We start from the raw sequence: 23308 nt of genomic DNA, 5'->3' as shown, positions 1-23308 counted from the left end.
TTGGAACGCGATTCGCCGCCTGTCGAGTGGGGGCTGCGTTGTTCGGTCCGGTTCGAACGGGTTCGCGGCAAACATGGTTAAGACCGGGTTATCCAAAGCCCTTGGCATGTTCGCAAGGTGGCGGGGCCCAGAGCATGCGATATGCTTCGCCTTGCAACCCTCTCGCTCGCTGCACTCGGACTTGCCGGTGCCAGCCCCGCCGCCGCCCAGTCGCTGGCGCTTATCTATCTGCCGACGCAGCCTGTCGTGACCTGGGAGGGCCAGGCCCAGGCCGAACCGGTCCGGTCGCAGCCGATGCGTGCGGCTCAGATCCGACCGGCGCGCGAACAGGCTGCGCGCTTCGCCCTGCCGCGCCCGAGACAGGGTCAGGCGATCTCCTATTCGGCAGTTCCGCGCGATCTCCCCCAGTGGCGCGCTCCGGTGCAGCAGCCCGAGACGCAGGGCTTCGTCCAGGCGCATCGCCCCGCCGCCCGCTATGGCGCGCTCCAATACGGGCCCTTCCGCGTGATCGGCGACCGGGTCGAGCTGATCGGCGAGACCGATGCGATGAGCCCCAGCTGGTTCGCGCGCGTGCTTGCGGACAACCCGGGTCTCTCGCGACTCGACATGATCGAATGCCCCGGCACTCTGGACGATCGCGCCAATCTCCAGCTCGGGCGGATGATCCGCAAGGCTGGCCTCGCCACCCATGTCCCGTCCCACGGCTCGGTCCGCTCGGGCGCGGTCGAGCTGTTCCTCGCCGGGATCGAGCGCAGCATGGAACCGGGCGCCGAATTCGCGGTCCACAGCTGGCGCGACGAATATGGCCGCGAGGCGGACGATTTCTCGCTCGATGCTCCGGAAAACCGCGTCTATCTGGACTATTACGCCGATATGGGTATGTCGTCGCAGCAGGCGCGCGCCTTCTATGCGATGACCAATTCGGTCCCCCATCACCGTGCACGCTGGATGGAAGCGGGCGAGATGGGCCAATGGGTCGATCGCTACGCCAAGATGCGTTCGCCGCGGATCGCCTACCTCTCGGTCCGCATGCAGTAAGCGCCCCACGTCGCTTGACGCAGGGGCGCGGCTGCACTATGCGCGCCTCCTAAGAGCGGTCGCCTCGACAGGCGGCCCTTTTTGTTGGTGCCTCGTGCCGCTTGTTCCTGGCCGCGCACCCTTTGAACGTATCTAGATAAGGACGATCCGATGAAGCGGACTTTCCAGCCTTCCAACCTGGTGCGCCAGCGCCGCCACGGTTTCTTCGCACGCAAGGCCACCCCGGGTGGCCGCAAGGTCCTGCGCAACCGCCGCCGTCGCGGTCGCAAGACGCTCTGCGCCTGATGTGGTCGCGCACGCGCACATGCGCGTGCGTCAGTCCCGCTCGCGCAGCCTGAGGCTCGCGTCGCAGCGGTTGGCCGATCGGCCATGCGGGCTCCCTGAGGGAGCCCGTGTCGTTTCCGGCCCGCAGCGGGAGTGAGCCATTCCCATGTCCCGGCATCCACAGGTCATCGCCAAGCGCGCCGATTTCCTCGCGGCGAATCGAGGGATACGCGTGGCGCAGCCGGGCTTCGTGCTGTTGGCCTATCCCAATGGGGGGCGGGACAAGCGCTACGGCATCACCGTGACCAAGAAGATCGGCAATGCGGTGGTGCGCAACCGGATGAAGCGCCGTTTTCGCGAATTGCTGTGGGCGGCGCTGCCCGAGCGCGGCCTGCCCGATCACGATCATGTGCTGATCGGCCGCGAGGGCGGGATCGAGCGCGATTTCGCCAGCCTTGCCGCCGAGCTCGATCATGCGCTGACCCGCGCCGCCGAGGGCAAGGGCGATCGCCGCCGCGGTCGCTCGCATGGGCCGTCGCGCGGTCCGCACCGGTGAAATACCCTCTCATCTGGATTGCGCGCCTGTGGCAGCTCGGCCCGAGCCGCATTCTGCCGCCCACCTGCCGCTTTTCCCCCTCCTGCAGCGAATACGCTATCCAGGCTTTGGGAAAACACGGCGCGATCAGGGGTGGATGGCTTGCGACGAAGCGTATATTGCGCTGCCACCCTTGGGGAGGTCATGGGCACGACCCGGTGCCCTGAACAACCGTAGCCCATTCGCAACACCGGGTGTATTGACAATACAATACAGCACCCCAGATCGTAGTTTTGACGGGATCGACTTTGACCAACCAACGCAATCTCCTGTTCGCCGTCGTTCTTTCGGCCCTGCTCCTGCTGGGTTGGGACGCGGCCGTGGGCTATCTCTATCCGCAGCCTGCCAACAATCCGGCGGTCGAAGGGATTGCCGATACGCCCGCCGAAATGGCGGCGGTATCGGGTGCGGTCTCGGGCACGACGGCGAGCGGCGCAGGTCTTGCGCCCGGCGTTGCGGACGCTGCACCCGTGACGCTCGAAAGCGCGCTGGCCTCGGGCAATCGGGTGCGGATCGATTCGCCGCTGCTGGCAGGTTCGATCAATCTCACCGGCGCGGTAATCGACGACATCGTCCTCAAGGACTATCGCGAGACCACCGACGAGGACAGCCCACCGGTGCGGCTGTTCGCGCCCGCCGGCACGCCGGTGCAGCATTTCGCCGAATTCGGTTTCCTCGCCAACGGTCAGCGCGTTCCCGCCGATGCGGTGTGGCAGGCCGATGGCGAGGTGCTCTCGCCCGACAGCCCGGTGGTCCTAACCCACCAGGGCGACAACGGGCTGACCTATACGATCACGCTCACCATCGACGACCAGTACATGATCACCGCCGAGCAACGCGTCGCCAATAGCGGTGTCGGCGCCGCGGTGATCCAGCCCTTCGCGCTGATCGCGCGCACCAGCCGCACCGCGAGCGAGGATTTCTTCATCGCCCATTCGGGCCCGATGGGCGTGTTCGGCGGCTCGGCCAGTTACGACTATGGCTATGACGACCTGCCCGTCGGCGAGGTGACCAATCCCGAAGGCGCGGCCGAATGGCTCGGCTTCACCGATATCTACTGGCTCTCCGCCCTGGTTCCGGGCGCTGGCAACACCGAGGCCAGCTTCCGCGCGCTGGGCGACGACCTGTTCCGCGCCGATGTGATCCAGGCACCGGTCACGCTGCCCTCGGGTCGCGCAATCAGCACCACCAACAGACTGTTCGTCGGCGCCAAGGAAAGCACGGTCCTCGACAGCTACGAGGACGCTGGGATCGAACGTTTCGGGCTGGCGATCGACTGGGGCTGGTTCCGCTGGTTCGAAAAGCCGCTGCTGTGGCTGTTGCGCCAGCTTTACGAGCTGGCCGGCAATTTCGGCGTGGCGATCATCCTGCTGACCGTGGTGGTGCGCGGAGTGATGTTCCCCGTGGCGCAGAAGCAGTTCTCGTCGATGGCGGGAATGAAGGCGATCCAGCCGCGGATGAAAGAGGTGCAGGAGAAGCACAAGGAGGACCGCGTCAAGCAGCAGCAGGAAATGCAGAAGCTGTTCAAGGACGAAGGGGTCAACCCGCTGGCGGGCTGCATGCCGCTGATCATACAGATCCCGATCTTCTTCGCGCTCTACAAGGTGCTCTACCTCGCCATCGAGATGCGCCATCGCTCCTTCCTCTGGATCGACGATCTCTCGGCGCCCGATCCGGCGGTGATCCTCAACGCGTTCGGCATGCTGCCCTTCGACCCGCCCGGCTTCCTGGCGATCGGCGTGCTCGCGGTGCTGCTGGGCCTGACGATGTGGATGACCTTCCAGCTCAATCCGGTCAGCGACCCGATGCAGCGCCAGATCTTCAACATCATGCCCTGGGTGCTGATGTTCGTGATGGCGCCCTTCGCCGCAGGCCTGCTGATCTACTGGAACACCAGCAACATCCTCACGCTGGCGCAGCAGAAATATCTCTACTCCAAGCACCCGCAACTGCGCGCCGCGGCCGATGCCGAACGCGCCGAGAAAGCCGCCCAGAAAGCGGCTCAGAAAACCGGGGCCAAGAGCTGATGGAAGAAGACGAACGCAAGGCGCTGACCAAGCGGGCCGAGAAGATGTTCTCGCAGCGGGTGGAATTCCTGCTGTCGGCGCCTCAGCTCAAGTTCTTGCCCGATCCGACGGTGCCCGAGATCGCCTTTTGCGGACGCTCCAACGTCGGCAAGAGTTCTCTGCTCAACGCGCTCACCGCGCGCAAGGCGATCGCGCGCGCCTCGGTCACCCCGGGGCGGACGCAGGAGCTGAACTTCTTCGAGGTCGGCGAGCCGACGCAGATGCGGCTGGTCGACATGCCCGGCTACGGCTTCGCCAAAGCGCCGATCGCGGTGGTCGACAAATGGAAGAAGCTGGTCCGTACCTATCTGCGCGGCCGCGCGGTGCTGGTGCGCACGCTGGTGCTGGTCGACAGCCGCCATGGTCTGAAGGACGTCGATCGCGAGATGATGACGATGCTCGACGAGGCGGCGGTAGGCTATCGCGTGGTGATGACCAAGGCCGACAAGATCAAGGCGAGCGAGCTGGAAAAGACCGTCGCCCGGGTCGAGGCCGAGGCCAAGAAGCACGTCGCCGCGTTCCCCGAGGTACATGTCACCAGCGCGGAGAAGGGGATGGGCATCCCCGAATTGCGCGCCGCAGTGCTGAGCGACGCCGGGGTCTAGCCCTCAACTCGCGAACAGCGCCGAATCATCGGCGAATGCTTTCATCTCCAGCGCATTGCCGCTCGGATCGCGGAAGAACATCGTCGCCTGCTCGCCGGGCTGACCCTTGAACCGCACCGTGGGCTCGATCACGAACGGCGTATCCGCAGCGCGCAGCCGCTCGGCCAGCGCCTCCCATCGCCCCATCGTCAGCACCACGCCGAAATGCGGCACCGGCACATCGTGGCCGTCGACCGCATTCGCGCCGCGATCGCCCGCCGCGCCGCCGAGATGCGCGACGATCTGGTGGCCGTAGAAATCGAAGTCGATCCATTCGTCCGAACTGCGCCCCTCGGCGCAGCCGAGCAGCCCGCCATAGAAGGCTCTCGCGGCGGCGAGGTCGTGGACGGGGAAGGCGAGATGGAAGGGGCGCAGGCTCATGGCTGCGGCACATAGAACGATCGAAAGCGCATTCCTACCTCCGCCTCGATCTCGACAGCGCAAGGCGGAACCTCTAACGCCCGCGCGCCACAGGGGACCCGGCATGAAACTGATCATCGGCAACAAGAATTACTCGAGCTGGTCGCTGCGCGCCTGGCTGGCGGCCAAGCAGTCCGGCCTCGCCTTCGAGGAGATCATCGTCCCGCTCTATGGCGAGAGCTGGGAATCGCGCAAACAAGACGACAGCGGCCTCCAGGCCTCGAGCGGCAAGGTCCCGCTGCTGTGGGACGGCGAGACGGTGGTGTGGGACAGCCTCGCGATCCTCGACTATCTCGCCGACAAGGTCGGCCGCGAGCGCTTCTGGCCCAAGGAAGATGCCGCGCGCGGCATGGCCCGAGCGATGGTCGCCGAAATGCACAGCGGTTACCAGACGATGCGGGGCGAATTCCCGATGAACATCCGCAAGCGCTTCGAAGGCGTCCATCCCTCGGAAACGACCAAGCAGGAAGTCGTGCGGATCCTCGGGCTGTGGGCGGAAGCACGCGCGCGCTTCGGCTCGGGCGGCCCGTTCCTGTTCGGCACATTCGGCGCTGCAGACATCTTCTACGCGCCGGTGGTCAGCCGTTTCATCAGCTATGGCGTCGCTGTTCCCGGTTTCGCCGGCACCTATATGCAGGCGGTCTGGGAGCACGATTGGATGCAAGCCTGGATCGAGGCTTCGGAGAATGAAGAATGGGTCATCGAACAATACGATTCGGCGCCGGCGCTCGGATGAAGGGCGCTGGGATGGGCGGCACCAGGATGATGCGCACATTCGCGCTGTGTCTCGCCATGCTGGGGCTGGCGGCGCCGCAGATGGCGGCGGCGTGGGGCTTCTACGCGCACACGGTGACCGCCGATGTCGCCGAGGAGAACATCGCTCCCGAGACGCAGCGCGGCATCGCCCGGCTGCTGACCCATTCGAAGCAACTCGCGACCCCCGAATGCGATCTCGAGAGCCTGCAGGACGCCTCGGTCTGGCCCGATTGCGTGCGCCGCGATTTCTCCCGCTGGGGTTATACTGCGGCCTGGCATTACCGCACCGCTCCGGTGTGCGCGGCCTTCAACCCGCGCGCCAATTGTTCGGGCGGCGCTTGCGTCACCGGGCAGATCGAGCGCAGTCACCGCCTGCTCGCCGACGAAAGCCTGCCGCCGCATATACGGCTCGAGGCGCTGGCCTTCCTCGTCCATTTCGTCGGCGATGTGCACATGCCGTTGCACTCGGGCGATCATGAGGATCGCGGCGGCAACGATCGCGAAGCGGACTACGGTATCGTGCCCGGTTTGAACCTGCACTGGATCTGGGACGGTCCGCTGGCCGAGCGCGCGATCACCGGCGAACCGCCGGTGGTGCGGCGCTACTCTGCTGCCGAACGCGCCGAGCTGGGTGGGGGCGGTCCCGACGACTGGGGGCGCGAAAGCTGGCAGACCGCGCGCGACATCGTCTATCCCAACGCCTTCGACCGCGATCCATGCGAGGGCGAACTGCCCGATGCCACCGCGCTGACGCAGGAGGATATCGTCGCGGCGGTGCCCGTCGCGCGCCAGCGGGTTGTCCAGGCGGGGCTGCGGATGGCGCGGCTGCTCGACGAGGCCTTCGCCCCTGGGCCTTTGCCGGTTCCCGAAGACTAGTCGCAGGCTGGTCAGTTCAGGCCAGCCCGCTCAGGGAATGCGTTCGGCGCAGTAGCGCGTTCCGTCCTTGCGGGCATAGCCCTCCGGATCGAACACCAAGTCGATGTCGGGATATTCGCCCGAATCGGTCTCGCGGTCGCCGCCGCTGATGGCGAGAAAGACGCAGTCTTCGGCGGAACGATTGTGCAGCCGGTGGCCGTTTGCGACCCCCGCAGGCCAGGCCAGCACATCGCCCGCGCGCACCGCGGTTTCGCCCCCGTCCTCGATCAGCACGGCCTTGCCCGCCAGCATCACCACCAGCTCGTCCTGCGCAGCGTGCCAGTGCCGCTGCGAGGAATAGGCGCCCGGTTTGAGCACCACATGGCTCGCCCCCAGCCGGGTGAGCCCCGCCGCAGGCGCAAGGCGCGCGTACCAGCGGCCCTCGACCTCGGCGTCAAAGGGAGCGGGATAACCGGTGGCATTGGTCTTTGGGATGGCGTCGAGATCGAGCTTGGGCATGGATGAATACTCCGCTAGCGGCGAGAGCATGACTCACGTGCTCGACTTCGCCAAGCGCCTGATGGCCGCCCCCAGCGTCACCCCCGCCACCGGCGCGGTGTTCGACGAACTGGAAGCCATGCTCGCACCGCTGGGTTTCGAAGTGACCCGCTTCGTATCGGGCGAGGCGCCCGACGGGCCGGTCGAGAACCTCTTCGCCATCCGCCGCGGGCCCACAGGTTCGCGCCATTTCGCCTTTGCAGGCCATCTCGACGTGGTCCCGCCGGGCGGCGGCTGGGCCAGCGAGGCCTTCGAGCCGGAGGTTCGCCCAAGTCCCGGGGGCGAGCTGCTCTACGGGCGCGGCGCGGTCGACATGAAAGGCGCGATCGCCTGCATGGTCGCGGCCGTCGCCGAGTTGCCCGCCGAGGCTGGTACGGTCAGCTTCATCATCACCGGCGATGAGGAGGGCCCGGCGATCCACGGTACCCGCGCGCTGATCGCCTACATGCGCGAGCATGGCCACCAGCCCGACCTGTGCCTCGTCGGCGAACCCACCAGCGTCGACCGGCTGGGTGACATGATGAAGATCGGGCGTCGCGGCTCGGTCAATATCTGGCTCGAGGTGGAGGGGACGCAGGGCCATGTCGCCTATCCGCACCTGGCCGACAATCCGATCCCGCGGCTGGTGGCGATGCTCGCCGAGCTCGACGCACTCGAACTCGATGAAGGGACCGACTGGTTCCAGCCCTCGAATCTCGAGATTACCGATATCGAGGTCGGCAATGCGGCCCACAATGTCATTCCGGCTGCTGCCAAAGCGCGCATCTCGATCCGGTTCAACGATACTCACACGGGCGCTTCGTTGTCCGAGACCGTCGCCGGAATCGCAAGGAAGCACGGCGGGACCACGCTGCCGATCGTCTCGGGCGAGCCCTTCCTCACCCCGCCCGGCGAATTCTCGGAGATTATCGCCCGCGCGGTGAAATACGAAACCGGGGTCGAACCCGAAGCCTCGACCACTGGCGGCACCTCGGACGCTCGCTTCCTGCGCGAGGTCTGCCCCGTGATCGAATTCGGGCTGGTCAACGCGACCATGCACAAGCGCGACGAGGCGGTGGCGGTGGCCGACCTTTCTGCGCTAAGCCGCATATATACGGCGATCGCGAAAGCGGCGCTGGGCCGATAGGGCAAGGTTAGCGAGGGGATTGCAGTTGAAAACTTGGTTCGCCATTCCGCTGTGGCAGCGGGTCATCGCTGCTTTGGTCCTCGGCGTCATCGTCGGGCTGCTATGGGGCCCGGGCGCGGAAAGCATCAAGATCGTCGGCGATATCTTCATCGCCTTCATCAAGATGCTGGTGGTCCCGCTGATCTTCTTCAGCCTGGTATCGGGCGTCGCGGCGATCGGCGATCTGCGCAAGCTCGGCAGCGTCGGCTGGCGCGCACTGCTGCTGTTCGTGGTGACCGGCCAGATCGCGGTCTGGCTCGGTCTCGCGCTGGGAACGCTGTTCCAGCCGGGGATCGGGCTCGACACCAGCGCGATCGAGATGGGCGAAGTGCCCGAACCCACCGCCACCAGCTGGCAGGAGATGCTGCTCGGCATGGTGCCGCAGAGCCCGGTCCAGGTGATGGCCGATGTCAACGTGCTGCCGCTGATCATCTTTTCCATGCTGATCGGAATCGGCATATTGATGGCGAAGGACGAAGGGCTGCCCGCGCAGCGGATTTTCGATTCGGGCGCCATCGTGATGCAGAAGGTCACCACGGTGGTGATGGAACTGACCCCCTTCGGCGTGTTCGCGCTGATGGCCTGGGTAGCGGGCACGGTCGGCGTGCCCGCGCTGCTGGCGCTCGGCAAGCTGGTCGCGCTCAACTACGCCGGCTGCCTGCTGATCATGGGGCTGGTCTATGCCGGGATCGTGAAGTTTCTGGCGAAGCTGCCGGTGGTCGATTTCTACCGCGGCATCGTCGACGCGATGGCGGTCGCCTATTCGACCGCCTCCTCCAACGCGACGCTGCCGGTGACGATGCGCTGCGTTGAGCGCAATCTGGGCGTCAGTCGCTCGGTGACCAGCTTCACCACCTCGCTGGGCGCGACGATCAACATGGACGGGACCGCGATGTATCTCGGCCTCGCCACGCTGTTTGGGGCGCAGATATTCGGCGTCGATCTGTCGGTCGCGGATTATCTCACCATCGCGGTGCTGGCGACGCTCGGTTCGGTCGGCGCGGCGGGGATTCCGGGGGCGGGACTGATCATGATGGCGGCGATCTTCACCGCGGTCAGCGTGCCGCTCGAAACCATCGCCTTCGTTGCCGGGGTGGACCGGATCATGGACATGATGCGGACCGTCACCAATGTCAGCGGCGACGCGGCGGTGGCGACCACGGTTGGGGTGATGACCGGCGAGATCGACCGCGAGGAAATGATCAGCGCAGACGATGTCTAGTCGAGTCTACCGTTGCATGGTGTCGATGTCGCGATCGACATATTCGATCGGTACGAATTCGCCCAGCGAACAGCCGGGCCCGCGCTCGAGCTGCCCGCCGAGGCTGCGCAGCACATAGACGATCTCGCCCGAGCACAGCCGGTTGATCGAGGTGCGATAGGTAAAGGATTTCTCGAACCCCAGGCCGCTGCAGCCCGGCCCCAGAGCGTTGCGATAGGTTCGGCTGCCGACCTCGAAATCGATCGTGCGATCGTCGTGGACGCGCGACTGGCGGATGTTCGTGGTGTTGAGGCAGCTGACGGGTTCGCCGGTCACGCTCGCCATCGGGGCTTCGCTCACGAAGCGGTTCTCGCCCTCGACCTGAGCACATCCCGCCAGGAGCAAACCGGTTGCAGCGATGGCGGCGGTGGTGCGGATCATGATCGTACTCCCTCGATGGACGGAAATTACGCTGATTGTTTCTGAACCGCACTTTTGCGCGGCGGTTCCATTACCTTCCCGCGATAGCTGCACAGATCGACCAGCGGGCAGCGCCAGCATTCGGGCGTCCGCGCCTTGCAGATGTAGCGGCCGTGCAGGATCAGCCAGTGATGCGCATGACGGCGGAACGGCTGCGGCACGCGCTTTTCCAGCTTCGCCTCGACCGCTTCGGGGGTCTTGCCCTTGGCCAGCCCGGTGCGATTGCCGACGCGCAGGATATGCGTGTCGACGGCGAAGGTCTCCTGCCCGAACCAGCAATTGAGCACGACATTGGCGGTTTTTCGCCCGACGCCGGGCAGCCGCACCAGATCCTCGCGGGTATCAGGCACTTCGCTGTCGTATTCGTCGACCAGCAATTGCGAGAGCGCGATCACGTTCTTCGCCTTGGAGTTGAACAGGCCGATGGTCTTGATGTGCTGCTTGAGGCCATCCTCGCCCAGGTCGAGCATCTGCTGCGGCGTCTCGACATGCGCGAACAGCGCGCGGGTCGCCTTGTTGACCCCGACATCGGTCGCCTGCGCACTCAGCGCCACCGCGACCACGAGCTGAAAGGCGTTGCCATACTCCAGCTCGGTTTCGGGTTCGGGATTGTCCTCGGCGAGCCGGCGGAAGAATTCGAAGATTTCGGCGCGGGTCAAAGGTCCAGCACGTCGCGCATGGTGTAGCGGCCCGAATCCTTGCCGATCAGCCATTCGGCCGCGCGGGCTGCGCCGCGGGCGAAGATACTGCGGTCTTCGGCGCTGTGCGAGAAGGTCAGCCGCTCCTGCGCGCCCGCCATGATGACGCTGTGCTCGCCCGCCACAGTCCCGCCGCGCAGCGCGGCGAAGCCGATCGCGCCCGGTGCACGCTCGCCGGTATGGCCGTCGCGCCCGCTTTCGCGCCGCTCCGCCAGCTCGACCCCGCGACCCCTGGCAACGGCTTCACCCAGCAGCAATGCGGTTCCCGAGGGGGCATCGACCTTGTGGCGATGATGCATTTCGACGATCTCGATATCCCAGTCCTCGCCCAGCCGGGCCGCCGCCTCCTGCACCAGATGCGAAAGCAGCGTGATGCCGAGCGAGGTGTTGCCGGTCTGGAGGATCGGCACCGCGCGCGCGGTGTCGTCGATCGCGCGATGGTGGCGTTCTTCCAGTCCGGTGGTCCCGATGACGAGCGGAATCCCTGCACCGATCGCGGCGTGCAGATTGGCTTCCAGGCTGCCGGGAGAAGAGAAATCGACCAGCACGTCGCTGGCATCGGCGAGCCGCGCGACATCGCCGCCCTTGTCGACGCCGCCCGCGAGTTCGTGCCCGAGTTCGGGCAGGATGGCGGCGATCGCCTGCCCCATCCGACCTTCGCTGCCGACGATCCCGATCCGTGCCATTGCCATTCCCCTAATCCGCATGCTTCATGGGGGACATGGCCCGTATGCGCAATATCGTCGTCCTGACCGGGGCGGGAATCTCCGCCGAAAGCGGGATCGATACCTTTCGCGATGGCGGGGGCCTGTGGGAACAGCACCGGGTGGAGGATGTCGCCACCCCCGAAGCCTTCGCGCGCGATCCCGAGCTCGTCCAGCGCTTCTACGACATGCGCCGCGAAGCGGTGCTGACCAAACAGCCCAACGCCGCGCATATGGCGCTCGCCCGGCTGGAGCGAGAATGGCAAGGTGGCCTGCTGATCGTCACACAGAACGTCGACGATTTGCACCAGCGCGCGGGCGCGGAGGGCGTGCTGCATATGCATGGTACCCATCTCAACGCCTGGTGCACCGCCTGCGACGCGCGCCGTCGCTGGACCAGGACGCTGGTCGAGAAGCCGCCGTGCCCCGATTGCGGCGAACCCGCGCTAAGGCCCGATGTCGTGTGGTTCGGCGAGATGCCCTATGAAATGGAGCGCATCTATGCGGCGCTGCGCCAGGCGGATCTGTTCGTCTCGATCGGTACCTCGGGCGCGGTCTATCCCGCCGCCGGGTTCGTGCAGGATGCGAGCCAGCTCGGCGCGCGGACCCTCGAACTCAACCTCGAGCGCAGTCAGGGCTCACATTGGTTCGAAGAAAGCCGTCAGGGCCCTGCGACGCAGCTGGTACCGGAATGGGTGGACGAGATGCTAGGCGGCTGAACCGCAGCCGGAGCAGGCCGGGTCCTTGGCGATGCGGAAACTGCGCATCGCGGGCGTCATGCCATCGAGCAGGTGGACCGTGCCCCATTGCGGATCGCCGAAGTCGCTGATGCCGTCGAGCAGGATCCGCACCGCGTGCAGCGCCCCGAACGTGCCGACCCAGCCCGCCATCGCGCCGAGCATGCCGTCCTCGGCACAGCTGTCGCAATCCTCGGCATCGAAGGCATCGCCGACGAAGCAGCGGTAGCAGGCTTGTCCTGAGCGGTGTCCGGCGAATGCGCCGACCTGGCCCTGGAACCGACCCACGGCGGCGCTGAGCAGCGGGACTCCCGCTGCGACGCAGGCGTCCGACACCGCCAGCCTGGTGGCGAAATTGTCGGTCCCGTCGAGCACCAGATCGGCGCCCGCAAACAGCGCACCGGCATTCTCGGCGGTGACCCGCCTGTCGTGGATTGTCATGTCGAGCTTTGGGTCGAAGGCGCTGACCCAGCGCTTGGCGGCCACCGCCTTGCCGTGGCCGACATCGCGTTCGGTAAACAGCGTCTGGCGCTGGAGATTGCTGGCATCGACCACGTCGTCGTCGACCGCTGTCAAACGACCGATCCCCGCTGCGGCGAGATAGTGCAGCGCGGGCGAACCGATCCCGCCCAGGCCGATCAGCACGACATGCTTGCCCGCCAGTGCGACCTGACCCGCGCCGCCGATCTCGGGAAGGACGATATGGCGGGCGAAACGCTCGAGGCGGACGGGGGACAGGCTCATGGACAACCCTGTTGGCATTCTGTGGAACGGGTGTCGATAGCGCGCCGAAAACCGGGCGCGTCGTTGCCGCGCTCGGGTCGGAACCTGTGGGAAGGAGAACCCCGGCCCTTGCCGGGATCAGTCTGCGCGATCAGCTCTCGAGCTGGCGCAAGAGGCTGCGGACATCGCCATCCATATCGGCATCGCGTTGGCGCAGATCCTCGATCAATCGCACCGCGTGGATCACGGTGGAGTGATCGCGCCCACCGAATTTGCGGCCGATTTCGGGATAGGAGCGCGGGGTCAGAACCTTGGCGAGATACATCGCCACCTGGCGCGGGCGGACCACGGCGCGCGCGCGCCGCTTGGAGCTCATTTCGGAGCGGTCGATGCGATAGAACTGGCACACGGTACGCTGGATTTCGTCGATGGTGATCCGGCGGCGATTGGCCGAAAGGATATCGGTGAGCTGGTCCTCGGCGAGCTGGAGCGAGACTTCCTGCCCTGTCAGCTGGGCATAGGCGATCAGCTTGTTCAATCCACCCACCAGCTCGCGGATGTTCCGGGTGATGGTGCGGGCGAGAAAATCGATGACGTCGTCGGGTACTTCGAGCGGCGCGAACCGGGTCAGCTTGCTGACCAGGATCTTGCGGCGCAATTCGATATCGGCGGCCTGGATATCGGCGACCAGACCCATCGAGAGGCGGCTGAGCAGCCGGGGTTCGACCCCGTCGAGCGCCTGCGGCGCGCGGTCAGCGGCGAAGACCAACCGCTTGCCCTCGGCGAGCAGCGCGTCGATCGTATAGAGCAGCTCTTCCTGCGCGCTGGCCTTGCCGATGATGAACTGGATGTCGTCCACCAGCAGCAGGTCGAAGCTGCGCAGCCGGCCCTTGAATTCGATCATCTGGTTCTGTTTCAGCGCCTGGACGAATTCGACCATGAAGCGCTCGGCGCTGCAGTAGAAAATCCGGCTGCGCGGATGCGCCTGGAGAAAGGAATGGCCGATCGAGTGCAGCAGGTGGGTCTTGCCCTGGCCGGTGGCGCCCTTGAGATAGAGCGGCGAGAACTGCGGCTTTTCGGGCGCGGCCATGCGCTGCGCCGCGTTGCAGGCCAGCACATTGGCTTCGCCGGTAACGAAGGCGGCGAAGGTCAGCGAGGGGTCGAGACCGACGCTGGAAGTGAAGCCGGAATCGTTCAGCGTGTCGGCAGAGATTGCCATCATCGACTGATCTGCCCCGTCATTGGCGGGGCGGCGGCCATCGGAATGCAATTGCAGATCGGCGACCTTGCGGCGGCCGGGATGGACCGAGATGGCGATCTGGCGCACTTCGCCGCGTGCGATTTTCCACGCCAGAGACAGGCGGTCCGAGAAGCGGTCACGGACCCAGTCGGCGGAGAATTGTGTCGGCAGGTAGAGATCGAGCGTTCCGGTGTCGCGATCGAGCGCGCCGACCTGGATCGGCTTGATCCACTGGCTGTGCAATTGCTGGCCCAGATCCTTGCGCAGGCCCTGGCTGATGTCGGCCCAGTCGGCAGCCAGATTTACCGCTTCGAGATCCTCCATCAGATCCTCCCGCCCGTTGCGTTTCACACCGGTCTGTTCCGTCAGTTTGCCCATCGTCTCGTCACCCAAAATCGGGCCAGCTAGCAGCGCAGCCGGCAAAGCGTTTATCATGTCTGGCGAGGATGGAGACACAGCGTCGCCATCTCCCGGAATCGATCCTTCCGGGAACCCCCATCGTATCTTCCAAATTGTGGAGCCCGGGCTGTCCCGCCCCAGGCAGACCGTCTTCTAGGGTCAGCTTCGGATGAGTCGCAAGTGTGGATGCTGCAAAAAAAGCGAAATAAAAATGTTGACTCGACCCTAGCCCGCAGGCCTCCGTTCAACTGGCTGAATTCCGCGATTTTTAGGGGATTTAAGCCCTAGAATGGCGGATTTGTCAGGAGTCGCGGGCAGCGAAGATTACAGTTGGGTTTCAGTCTGACGACTGAATAGATCGGTCCGGATCGCACCCAAAACAAAAGGTCGCCGCGTTGCCGCAGCGACCTTGCTGTCATTTGCCTGCTTTCGCGCCATCGCCGCTCAAGGCGAGTGCGCGAAGCGATTCGGATCAGAGCGAGGCGACGCGCTTGCTCAGCCGGCTCATCTTGCGCGAGGCGGTGTTCTTGTGCAGCACGCCGCGCGCGACGCCGCGCGCCAGCTCGGGCTGGGCTTCCTTGAGCGCCACAGTGGCTGCTTCCTTGTCACCGGCTTCGCAGGCGGTCTCGACCTGCTTCACGAAGGTGCGGATGCGGCTCTTGCGCGCGGTGTTGATCTCGGAGCGGCGGTCGTTGCGACGGATGCGCTTTTTGGCTTGCGGCGTATTGGCCATGGTCGTCCTTGTCTGGCTCGTGCCTCGTGCGGCCGCATGGAGCGCGCCCGCCGAGACTGTCGAATCTTGCGAAAATCGGCGCATGACCGCCGGAAAGCGGGCGACATAGGTCGATGGCGGCGAATCGTCAATGGTTTCTTGGCCTGCGGGCGCGGGCTATTTCTGGCAGCGCGGACAATACCAGGTGCTGCGCCCACCCTGGACCAGCCGTTGGATCGTGCCGCCGTCCTCTCGGTGGCATGGCTGGTCGGTCCGACCATAGACGTCGAAGCGGGTGGCGAAATAGCCCAATTCGCCATCGGGCTGGGCGAAATCGCGCAAGGTCGAGCCGCCGTCGCGGATCGATTGCTCGAGCACGTCGCGAATTGCCGGTACAAGCCGTTCGAACTGGGGGGCGGTGACACGTCCGCCTTCCTTGCGCGGATCGATCCGAGCGCGCCACAGCGCCTCGCAGACATAGATATTCCCCAGTCCAGCTACCACGCGCTGGTCGAGCAGGAGCTGCTTGATCGCCGGTTTGCGCCCCTTCGTCCGCTCGCGCAGCCAAGCTGCAGTTAGCTCCGAACCAAGCGGTTCTGGGCCGAGCGCAGCGAAGGCCGGCCAGGCGTCCAGTTCGGACCCGAGCAGCAGATCGACCGAGCCAAAGCGGCGCGGATCGTTGAGCGCGAAGCGATGCCCGGCGGTCTCCAGCACCAGATGGTCGTGCGACAAGTCCTCCTCCGGATCGATCCGCCACCGTCCGCTCATGCCGAGATGGAAGACCATGACATGATCGCGCGCGGTGTGGATCAGCCCGTATTTGGCGCGTCGGCTGAGCCCGATGACGCGTGCGCCGGTCAGCGCCTGGACCAGGCCGGGTGGGAAGGGCCGCCGCAGGTCGGGGCGGTTGACGGTCACCGATGTGATGATCTCGCCATCGAGAAAACGCGTCAACCCGCGCACGGTGGTCTCGACTTCGGGAAGTTCGGGCATGGCCGTGTCTCTAACACCCTTTGCCCGCCCGGCAATTGTCCCTAAGGCTCGCCCCCATGAACGACACCGTTTCCTTCGGCTACGAAGACGTGGCCCCCGACGAGAAAACCGAGCGCGTGGGCGCGGTGTTCTCCAACGTCGCTGCCAAATACGACATCATGAACGACGCCATGTCGGGCGGGATGCACCGGTTGTGGAAGGATCGTTTCGTAGCGCGGGTAAAACCGCAGCCGGGCGAGGCGATTCTCGACATGGCGGGCGGCACCGGCGACATTGCTTTCCGCATGGTCGAACGCGGCGCTGAGGTGACAGTCGCCGATATCAACCAGGACATGCTCGATGTCGGGATGGAGCGCGCGCTCGATCGCGGTCTGACCGGGCTCGCCTGGTCGTGCCAGAATGCCGAAGTGCTGAGCTATCCGGCGCGGCTGTTCGATGCCTATACGATCGCATTCGGGATCCGCAACGTCACCCATATCGACCGGGCGCTGGCCGAGGCGCACCGCGTGCTCAAATTCGGCGGGCGGTTCTTCTGCCTCGAATTCTCGACCGTCGAATGGCCGGGCTTCAAACAGGCTTACGATCTCTATTCTCACAAGCTGGTTCCGCAGCTTGGCAAGGCCATCGCCGGCGACGAGGAGAGCTATCGCTATCTCGTCGAGTCGATCCGCCGGTTCCCGCCGATGCCCGAATTCCAGAGCATGATCCGCGCCGCCGGCTTCACCCAGACGCGCGTCGAACCGATCCTTGGTGGGCTGGTGGCGATCCATTCGGGATGGAAGACCTGATATCGTGACGCGTCCAGCTACTCACATCTGGCGGCTTCTCAAATGGGGCCGCACCCTGGCGCGCCACGGCGCGCTGCGCGGGATCGAGCGCGACCCCAACACTCCGCCGCAGGTCAAGCGGCTGGCCCGGATTGCGCGGTTCGGTACCATCCAGCCAGCGCAACCCGACTATGCCGGCGCCTTCCGCGCGATCGGTCCAGCGGCGATCAAGCTGGGTCAAACCTTGGCGACCCGGCCTGATCTCGTGGGCGACGAGGCGGCGCAGAACCTGCTCAGCCTGCAGGACAATCTCCCTCCGGTGCCCTTCGAACAGATCGAAGCTGCAATCGCCGCGACCTTCGTCCAGCCGCTGTCCGAGCTGTTCCTCGAGATCGATCCGGTGCCGGTGGGCGCAGCCTCGATAGCGCAGGTGCATCGCGCGATCACCACCGATGGCCGGACCGTGGCGATCAAGGTGCTGCGCCCGGGCATCCGCGAGCGCTTCGAACGCGACATCCGCACCTATGAGTGGGCGGCCGCGCATCTCGAAGCGCTCGGCAATGACGAGGCCCGGCGGCTGCGTCCGCGGCTCACCATCGCCAATTTCAAGCGCTGGACCAATCGCGAACTCGACCTGCGGCGCGAGGCTGCCTCAGCGTCCGAACTGGCCGAGACGATGGTCGGAACCGAGCGCTATACCGTCCCCGAGATCGACTGGGACCGGACCAATGGCCGGGTCATGACGATGGAGTGGATCGACGGGATCAAGATCAGCCAGACCGACCAGTTGATCGCCGCGGGCCACGATCTTCCCGATATCGCGCAGCGGCTGGTGCTGGCCTTTCTCAAGCAGGCGATCAGCGGCGGCTTCTTCCATGCCGACATGCACCAGGGGAACCTGTTCGTGCGCGGCGACGGCACCATCGTGGCGATCGATTTCGGGATCATGGGCCGGATCGACCGGCGCGCCCGGCAATGGCTCGCCGAGATCCTCTACGGGCTGACCACGGGCAATTACCGCCGGGTCGCTGAAATCCATTTCGAGGCGCAATATGTGCCTTCCCACCACTCGGTCGAAGAATTCGCCACGGCGCTGCGCGCGGTGGGCGAGCCGATGCGCGGCAAGCCGGTGAGCGAACTCAGCGTCGGGCAGATGCTCGACGGTCTGTTCGCCATCACCCGCGATTTCGACATGCAGACCCAGCCGCATCTGCTGCTGCTGCAAAAGACCATGGTGATGGTCGAGGGGATCGCGACCCAGCTCGATCCCACAATCAACATGTGGGATGTTTCCGCCCCCTTCGTGCGCGCCTGGATCCGCGACGAGCTCGGACCCGAAGCCGCGCTGGCCGAACGCATCCGCGAGGATACCGAAACGCTGCTGCGCCTGCCCTCGCTGATCCGGCGGCTCGACGAGCATTACCCGGCGCGAGGCGGGGCGCCCGAACCGCCGCCGGTGCCCGATATCGAGCTGATGTGGGAGCGGCGCGAGCGTAAGCGCGAAGAAGGCGGCGGCGCGATCGGCTATATGGTTGCGGCGCTGTCCGGGGCCGCGCTGGTCTGGGCCGCCGCGGCGCAGGGATGGCTGAGCTAGCCCAGACGCGACCGGCGTGGGATCGCTTCGCCCATTGGCGACGCGGGCCTGCGGTCGTTCTGCTTATCGTCCTCACGGTCCTGCTCGCGCTGACGGCGCTGACCCCGTTGAGCGCATCGATGGATGGCGAGGTGGCCAGCGTTCCCTCGATCGTTCCCGAAAGCGCCACCTCGACGGATGATGGACGCGACACTGATCTTGCACTCTACGACCGCATCATCGAGCGGGTTGCCTATGGCGAGAACTATTACACCGTCGCGGTCGAAGAGCAGCGGCGCGGCAATTACCCGGTGCGCCCGGGCCTTGCCGTCCGGCTGCCGACGCTGGCGCTCCTCCATGCCTGGCTGGGCGAAGATGTTCTGCAAGGCCTCAGCATCCTGTTGCTGGGCGCGACGGCTTTCGCCTGGTGGAAGCGGCTCGGCGAGGAACCGGGCGGTGCGCGCTATCGCCTGATCGGTGCGACGCTGATGGTGCTGGGCGGGTCGAGCACCATCAATCGCTACTACTTCGTCCTGCACGAATTCTGGACCGGGATGCTGATCGCGCTCGCGCTCGGGCTGCATCGACCCGGGCGCTGGCACGCCTCGCTGGCGGTTGCCGCGCTGGCGCTCCTGCTGCGCGAACATGCGCTGCCCTTCGTCCTGCTGATGGCGGCGATGGCGCTGTGGCGGCGCGACTGGCGCGAGGGCGCCGCCTGGGGTTTGCTCACGCTGATCTACGCGGCGGTGCTGATGGTCCATCTTTCGACCGTCGCCGGTTTTGTCGGGCCGCAGGATCCGCTCGGCCCGACCTGGCTGACGCTGGACGGCCTGTCGGGCTGGCTTTCAAAGATCGTGCTGTCGAGCAATCTGCGCTTCCTGCCGCACGCTATCGCGGGGCCGCTGGCGGTGCTGATGGTGTTCGGCTGGGCCGGCTGGAAAAGCGATGCCGGTCGCACCGCCTGCCTGCTCTATCTCGGCTATGCGCTGGCGTTCATGATCGGCGGGCGGGCGAACAATTTCTACTGGGGTGCGGTGGTCGCCCCGGCGATGTTCGTGGGTCTCGCTTTCGTGCCGCTGGCCGCGCGCTCGCTCGTCCGCACGGCGCTGGCCCGGAATTAGAGAGTGGTGCGGCGGCTGGGCCAGGCGCGGATCGCCAGCGCGAGCACCACGATATGCACCATCTCGACCGTCATCGGGATCCACCAGTCCTCGTAGCCGCCCAGCACCAGCAGATTGATCAGCCGCCCGGTGAAGGCGATCACGAACAGCGCCAGCGGCGCCAGCAACAATTCGCCGCGCCGCCGCCAGGCGCCCCAGGCCATGAACAGCGCCGCGACGAAGAAGAAGGCGGTGAAATCCGCACGCAGCGCCGAGGTCCCTGCATTGCCTAGGGTAGACAGACCGAAGTCGCCTCCGGCCTGCGCCGGATTGACCAGAAAACCGACACCCACGATTACGTCGATGATGGCAAGCAGAACGATGATGGCGCTCAGGATCAGGTGCATTGCGGATAGTCCCCCCGTTTCAATCGCCGGAACTATGCGCGTGCGGGCTATGCGGTGCAAGCCAGTCGACGTGGTGCCAAGACTTGCTGGCATTCGCCACCGCGGGACGCTAGCAAGCGCGTCGATGAGACTAGGGGATCGCATAGGCGGGGCAGCGCCCGATACGCAGCCAGGCGTTTCGACCGGCGAGTGCGGGCGATGACAGGCCCGCGCATATTGCTGGTGATCGGCGGCGGGATCGCGGCCTACAAATCCTGCGAACTCGTTCGCCTGATCCGCAAGTCGGGTGGCGAGGTCACCTGCGTGCTGACCGAGGGCGGGCAGCAATTCGTCACTCCGATGGCGCTTGCCGCGCTGAGCGAGAACAAGGTCTATACCTCGCTGTTCGATCTCAAGGACGAGGTCGAGATGGGGCATATCCAGCTTTCGCGGCAGGCCGATCTGGTCGTGGTCTGCCCGGCCACCGCGAGCCTGGTGGCCAAGATGGCGGCGGGCATCGCCGACGATCTCGCGACCACGCTGATCCTTGCTACCGACAAGCCAGTGCTCGCCGTGCCCGCGATGAATGTGCGCATGTGGCAGCACCAGGCGACGGTCCGCAATGTCGCATGGCTGCGTCAGGCGGGCGTCGAGGTGATGGAGCCGGACGAGGGCGCGATGGCCTGCGGCGAATTCGGCCCGGGGCGGCTCCCCGAGCCGGCTGCGGTTCTCCAGGCGATTGCCCGGCAGTTCGATCTCGAGATCGATAGCGATGTCGCCAAGCTGGCCGCTTCCCCGGCAACGGACCCCGGACAGGCGAGGCAGCGCGAAGCCTATCGCGACGACCTCGCCGCCGAAGCGCTCGAGCCCGAACCCGAGGTCGAGAGCAAGGGTGCGTGGAATTCGCTGCTCTCCGCCCTCATCCCGCGCAGCACCGCGAAGCGGTCGCACGCCGAGATCGACGCCGAACTCGAGGCATTACCCGAGCAGGATATGCCCGAAGACCCGTGGTTCGATCCCGAAGAAGCGCAGGATGTCGGTGCTCCGGATCCCGATCTCGGCGGGCCGCTGCTGGCGAGCAAGGGCAAGGCAGCTGCGGCGGCATTGACCGATCCCGCCGCGCTCGATTTCCAGTTCGCCGGTGCGGACGATGGTGCGTGGCCGCAGCCGCCTGCGGACGATGCCGCCGACCCGCTGGCAGGGCAGCCGGAATTCGATCCCGATCCCGAGCATCGCCCGCTCTATGGCAGGCATGTTCTGGTCACCGCGGGCCCTACCTGGGAGCGGATCGATCCGGTCCGCTATCTCGCCAACCGCAGCTCGGGCAAGCAGGGTTTCGCGATCGCCGCGATGGCCGCTGGTGCGGGTGCTCGGGTCACGCTCGTGGCAGGCCCGGTGCATCTGCCGACGCCGATCGGGGTCGACCGGATCGATGTGGAAAGCGCGGAGGAAATGGCTGCCGAGGTCAAGCAGGCGCTGCCCGCCGATATCGCCTTCATGGTGGCGGCGGTGGCCGACTGGAAGAGCAGCCATGTTGCCAACGAAAAGATGAAGAAACGCGGCTCGGCGCCGCCGGCGCTGATACTCTCGGAAAATCCCGATATTCTTGCGACGGTCGCCTCGGGTCGCAACCGTCCCGGACTGCTGATCGGTTTTGCCGCCGAAACCGAGAATCTGCTCGAAAACGCCAAGTCCAAGCGCAAGCGCAAGGGTGCGGACTGGATCATCGCCAACAATGTCACCGACACCGGCGATGGCGGGGTCATGGGTGGCGACAACAATCAGGTGCAGATCGTCTCCGAGGTCGGCGTCGAGACGCTCGAGCAAATGTCCAAGCTGGATGTCGCGCGCGAGCTCGTGCGCCGTGCCGCCGATTCCTTGGCCGCTCTGCAGGAGGATCGCGATGACTGACCCGGTCGGCGTGCGCATCAAGCGACTGGCGCATGGCGAAGGGCTCGACCGGCCCGCCTATGCCACGCAGGGCGCTGCGGGGATGGATGTCGTCGCTGCCGAAGCGGTCGAACTCGCCCCTGGCGCGCGCCATGCGGTCACGACCGGCTTCGCGCTGGCCATTCCCGAGGGGTATGAAATGCAGGTCCGCCCGCGCTCCGGCCTCGCGCTCAAGCACGGGATTAGCGTGCCCAACGCGCCGGGCACGATCGATTCCGACTATCGCGGGGAGCTGAAGATCATCCTCGTCAATCACGGGGCCGAGGCCTTCGCGATCGCGCGTGGCGACCGCATCGCGCAGCTGGTGCTGGCCCCGGTGGTTCGCGCCCGCTGGGAGGAGGTCGCCGATCTCGATGCCACCGAGCGCGGAGAGAGCGGTTTCGGTTCGACCGGCGGACACGCCAAACTGCGCTGATCTGTGTGGCCGGCATACAAAAAAGGGCGACCCGCCGGGGCCGCCCTTTTGCTTTGGGTTTCAGTGGGCTGTTCAGTCGATCCGGCGCACGGTCTTCTTTTCCGGGGCGATCGAGATGCGGACCGTTTCGCCCGAACGGCCGGGGAAGTCGGTGAACATCGCTTCGACCAGATTGGGCACCAGATATTGCAGGCGGTCCGAGGTCGAGACGGCTTCGGCCTTGCCTTCGAACAGCCGTTCGCCGGTCGCGGTGCGATCGATCTTGAGGTCGATGCCGCTGGTATAGACAGTGGTGCTGGTCACCTCGGGTCCGCCGAACCACGGATCGTAGAAGCCGTAGCCCCAACGATTGCCGTAGAAGGACGAACGATAGCCGGGGCGTGAGCGGTAAAAGGGGCTGTAGCCATACCAGGAATCGTAGAACGGATCGCGGAAACCGGTGGCGCGGAGTTTCTCGCGGCCGTTATCGACCCCGTAGTCGAAGCGCACCAGCAAGCTCGCGGTTTCGGGCGTAGCGGCCTGGGCGTAGCCGAGGCGTTGCATCTGCTCCTCGACGCGGTCGGCGTACATCGCGAATTCGAGTCCGCCGGCCAGCGCCGGGTCGTCCGCGACCACGGCAAAGCTTTCGCCCGCGGGTGCGGGAAGCTGTGTCTGGAAGCGTGAGACATCGGCCTTGAACGGCGTGGCGCAAGCCGCGAGGCTGGCGAGGATGATGGGGACGGAGGCCAGCTTCACGGTGCGCCCCCAACCCTTATTGCGGGTCGTCATGGTGGTATCCTTTCGAGACAGTCACGCTGCGCGCGGCCGTTTCCCCATGCCATGCTGTCAGCGTTCGATGACGGTGTAAACCGCCGGGCCTGAACCGGGAT

The 23308-nt window shown here is 65.8% G+C and carries 27 protein-coding genes; 16 read left to right on the top strand and 11 right to left on the bottom strand.

The features are described from left to right. Positions 1–141: 141 nt before the first annotated feature. From ACWIKC_RS11115 to yihA, 6 genes are all read left to right on the top strand, one after another. The gene (locus ACWIKC_RS11115) at positions 142–1038 is read left to right on the top strand and encodes an alpha/beta hydrolase (protein ID WP_454597567.1); all 897 of its coding nucleotides are present in this window, start codon (positions 142–144) and stop codon (positions 1036–1038) included. Between the two features lie 150 nt (positions 1039–1188). Beyond that, the gene (gene rpmH / locus ACWIKC_RS11110) at positions 1189–1323 is read left to right on the top strand and encodes a 50S ribosomal protein L34 (protein WP_454597566.1); all 135 of its coding nucleotides are present in this window, start codon (positions 1189–1191) and stop codon (positions 1321–1323) included. A 145-nt stretch (positions 1324–1468) separates the two neighbouring features. Next, a complete protein-coding gene (rnpA, locus tag ACWIKC_RS11105; RefSeq protein ID WP_454597565.1) occupies positions 1469–1858 on the top strand; it encodes a ribonuclease P protein component in 390 nt (129 codons plus the stop codon). After that, the gene (yidD, locus tag ACWIKC_RS11100; protein ID WP_454597564.1) at positions 1855–2064 is read left to right on the top strand and encodes a membrane protein insertion efficiency factor YidD; all 210 of its coding nucleotides are present in this window, start codon (positions 1855–1857) and stop codon (positions 2062–2064) included. Before rnpA ends, yidD begins: the two co-directional genes overlap by 4 nt. Positions 2065–2145: 81 nt before the next feature. Next, the gene (gene yidC / locus ACWIKC_RS11095; protein ID WP_454597563.1) at positions 2146–3924 is read left to right on the top strand and encodes a membrane protein insertase YidC; all 1779 of its coding nucleotides are present in this window, start codon (positions 2146–2148) and stop codon (positions 3922–3924) included. Beyond that, the gene (gene yihA, locus ACWIKC_RS11090; protein WP_454597562.1) at positions 3924–4568 is read left to right on the top strand and encodes a ribosome biogenesis GTP-binding protein YihA/YsxC; all 645 of its coding nucleotides are present in this window, start codon (positions 3924–3926) and stop codon (positions 4566–4568) included. The genes yidC and yihA overlap by 1 nt, the downstream gene beginning before the upstream one ends. Positions 4569–4571: 3 nt before the next feature. Here the strand turns inward: yihA and ACWIKC_RS11085 are convergent, their stop codons facing one another. Next, positions 4572–4988 carry a VOC family protein gene (locus ACWIKC_RS11085; RefSeq protein WP_454597561.1) on the bottom strand — a complete coding sequence of 139 codons (417 nt, stop codon included), beginning with the start codon at positions 4986–4988 and terminating at the stop codon, positions 4572–4574. A 103-nt stretch (positions 4989–5091) separates the two neighbouring features. Between ACWIKC_RS11085 and ACWIKC_RS11080 the strand changes: the two genes are divergently transcribed. Continuing rightward, positions 5092–5763, top strand: coding sequence for a glutathione S-transferase family protein (locus tag ACWIKC_RS11080; RefSeq protein WP_454597560.1), 672 nt, complete (start codon positions 5092–5094; stop codon positions 5761–5763). A gap of 26 nt (positions 5764–5789) precedes the next feature. After that, positions 5790–6659 carry a S1/P1 nuclease gene (locus ACWIKC_RS11075; RefSeq protein WP_454597559.1) on the top strand — a complete coding sequence of 290 codons (870 nt, stop codon included), beginning with the start codon at positions 5790–5792 and terminating at the stop codon, positions 6657–6659. Between the two features lie 30 nt (positions 6660–6689). Here the strand turns inward: ACWIKC_RS11075 and ACWIKC_RS11070 are convergent, their stop codons facing one another. Then, positions 6690–7157, bottom strand: a complete 468-nt coding sequence (locus ACWIKC_RS11070) for a cupin domain-containing protein (RefSeq protein ID WP_454597558.1) — start codon at positions 7155–7157, stop codon at positions 6690–6692. 28 nt (positions 7158–7185) lie between these two features. Between ACWIKC_RS11070 and dapE the strand changes: the two genes are divergently transcribed. Further along, a complete protein-coding gene (dapE, locus tag ACWIKC_RS11065; protein ID WP_454599487.1) occupies positions 7186–8322 on the top strand; it encodes a succinyl-diaminopimelate desuccinylase in 1137 nt (378 codons plus the stop codon). Positions 8323–8347: 25 nt separating this feature from the next. Beyond that, positions 8348–9583 carry a dicarboxylate/amino acid:cation symporter gene (locus tag ACWIKC_RS11060; protein WP_454597557.1) on the top strand — a complete coding sequence of 412 codons (1236 nt, stop codon included), beginning with the start codon at positions 8348–8350 and terminating at the stop codon, positions 9581–9583. A gap of 6 nt (positions 9584–9589) precedes the next feature. On the opposite strand, the gene ACWIKC_RS11055 is transcribed toward ACWIKC_RS11060, so the two are convergent. Genes ACWIKC_RS11055 through dapB form a run of 3 tightly spaced genes read right to left on the bottom strand, consistent with a single transcriptional unit; the run spans position 9590 to position 11426 of the window. Continuing rightward, positions 9590–10003, bottom strand: a complete 414-nt coding sequence (locus ACWIKC_RS11055; RefSeq protein ID WP_454597556.1) for a hypothetical protein — start codon at positions 10001–10003, stop codon at positions 9590–9592. Between the two features lie 26 nt (positions 10004–10029). Continuing rightward, complete coding sequence (gene nth / locus ACWIKC_RS11050) at positions 10030–10701, bottom strand: endonuclease III (protein ID WP_454597555.1); 672 nt, start codon at positions 10699–10701, stop codon at positions 10030–10032. Next, positions 10698–11426 carry a 4-hydroxy-tetrahydrodipicolinate reductase gene (gene dapB / locus ACWIKC_RS11045; RefSeq protein ID WP_454597554.1) on the bottom strand — a complete coding sequence of 243 codons (729 nt, stop codon included), beginning with the start codon at positions 11424–11426 and terminating at the stop codon, positions 10698–10700. Before dapB ends, nth begins: the two co-directional genes overlap by 4 nt. A 35-nt stretch (positions 11427–11461) precedes the next feature. Between dapB and ACWIKC_RS11040 the strand changes: the two genes are divergently transcribed. Continuing rightward, complete coding sequence (locus ACWIKC_RS11040) at positions 11462–12163, top strand: NAD-dependent deacylase (protein WP_454597553.1); 702 nt, start codon at positions 11462–11464, stop codon at positions 12161–12163. On the opposite strand, the gene ACWIKC_RS11035 is transcribed toward ACWIKC_RS11040, so the two are convergent. The 4 genes from ACWIKC_RS11035 to mutM all read right to left on the bottom strand — a co-directional run bounded on the left by ACWIKC_RS11035 (position 12152) and on the right by mutM (position 16248). Beyond that, positions 12152–12925 carry a HesA/MoeB/ThiF family protein gene (locus tag ACWIKC_RS11035; protein WP_454597552.1) on the bottom strand — a complete coding sequence of 258 codons (774 nt, stop codon included), beginning with the start codon at positions 12923–12925 and terminating at the stop codon, positions 12152–12154. The genes ACWIKC_RS11040 and ACWIKC_RS11035 overlap by 12 nt on opposite strands. Positions 12926–13055: 130 nt before the next feature. Beyond that, on the bottom strand, positions 13056–14522 hold the full coding sequence (gene dnaA, locus ACWIKC_RS11030) for a chromosomal replication initiator protein DnaA (protein ID WP_454597551.1): 1467 nt from the start codon (positions 14520–14522) through the stop codon (positions 13056–13058). Between the two features lie 493 nt (positions 14523–15015). Then, positions 15016–15276 carry a 30S ribosomal protein S20 gene (rpsT, locus tag ACWIKC_RS11025; RefSeq protein WP_454597550.1) on the bottom strand — a complete coding sequence of 87 codons (261 nt, stop codon included), beginning with the start codon at positions 15274–15276 and terminating at the stop codon, positions 15016–15018. Positions 15277–15432: 156 nt separating this feature from the next. Continuing rightward, positions 15433–16248 (bottom strand): bifunctional DNA-formamidopyrimidine glycosylase/DNA-(apurinic or apyrimidinic site) lyase, encoded by an 816-nt coding sequence (mutM, locus tag ACWIKC_RS11020; protein ID WP_454597549.1) that lies wholly within the window; start codon positions 16246–16248, stop codon positions 15433–15435. A 56-nt stretch (positions 16249–16304) separates the two neighbouring features. Between mutM and ACWIKC_RS11015 the strand changes: the two genes are divergently transcribed. The 3 genes from ACWIKC_RS11015 to ACWIKC_RS11005 are packed head-to-tail and all read left to right on the top strand — an operon-like array spanning position 16305 to position 19709. Then, a complete protein-coding gene (locus tag ACWIKC_RS11015; protein WP_454597548.1) occupies positions 16305–17036 on the top strand; it encodes a class I SAM-dependent methyltransferase in 732 nt (243 codons plus the stop codon). A 4-nt stretch (positions 17037–17040) separates the two neighbouring features. Continuing rightward, a complete protein-coding gene (gene ubiB / locus ACWIKC_RS11010) occupies positions 17041–18609 on the top strand; it encodes a 2-polyprenylphenol 6-hydroxylase (RefSeq protein ID WP_454597547.1) in 1569 nt (522 codons plus the stop codon). Further along, on the top strand, positions 18597–19709 hold the full coding sequence (locus ACWIKC_RS11005; RefSeq protein WP_454597546.1) for a hypothetical protein: 1113 nt from the start codon (positions 18597–18599) through the stop codon (positions 19707–19709). Before ubiB ends, ACWIKC_RS11005 begins: the two co-directional genes overlap by 13 nt. Here ACWIKC_RS11005 and ACWIKC_RS11000 read toward each other — a convergent pair. Further along, positions 19706–20095, bottom strand: coding sequence for a hypothetical protein (locus ACWIKC_RS11000; RefSeq protein ID WP_454597545.1), 390 nt, complete (start codon positions 20093–20095; stop codon positions 19706–19708). The two genes, ACWIKC_RS11005 and ACWIKC_RS11000, sit on opposite strands and share 4 nt — an antisense overlap. Positions 20096–20293: 198 nt before the next feature. Between ACWIKC_RS11000 and ACWIKC_RS10995 the strand changes: the two genes are divergently transcribed. Then, complete coding sequence (locus ACWIKC_RS10995; RefSeq protein WP_454597544.1) at positions 20294–21985, top strand: bifunctional phosphopantothenoylcysteine decarboxylase/phosphopantothenate synthase; 1692 nt, start codon at positions 20294–20296, stop codon at positions 21983–21985. Continuing rightward, a complete protein-coding gene (gene dut / locus ACWIKC_RS10990) occupies positions 21978–22439 on the top strand; it encodes a dUTP diphosphatase (RefSeq protein ID WP_454597543.1) in 462 nt (153 codons plus the stop codon). Before ACWIKC_RS10995 ends, dut begins: the two co-directional genes overlap by 8 nt. A gap of 72 nt (positions 22440–22511) precedes the next feature. Here dut and ACWIKC_RS10985 read toward each other — a convergent pair whose 3' ends face one another. After that, complete coding sequence (locus tag ACWIKC_RS10985; protein WP_454597542.1) at positions 22512–23207, bottom strand: DUF4136 domain-containing protein; 696 nt, start codon at positions 23205–23207, stop codon at positions 22512–22514. Between the last annotated feature and the right edge of the window lie 101 nt (positions 23208–23308).

It is taken from the genome of Qipengyuania sp. SM2507 (assembly GCF_053714505.1).
This window is presented reverse-complemented; position numbering and strand designations above follow the sequence as displayed.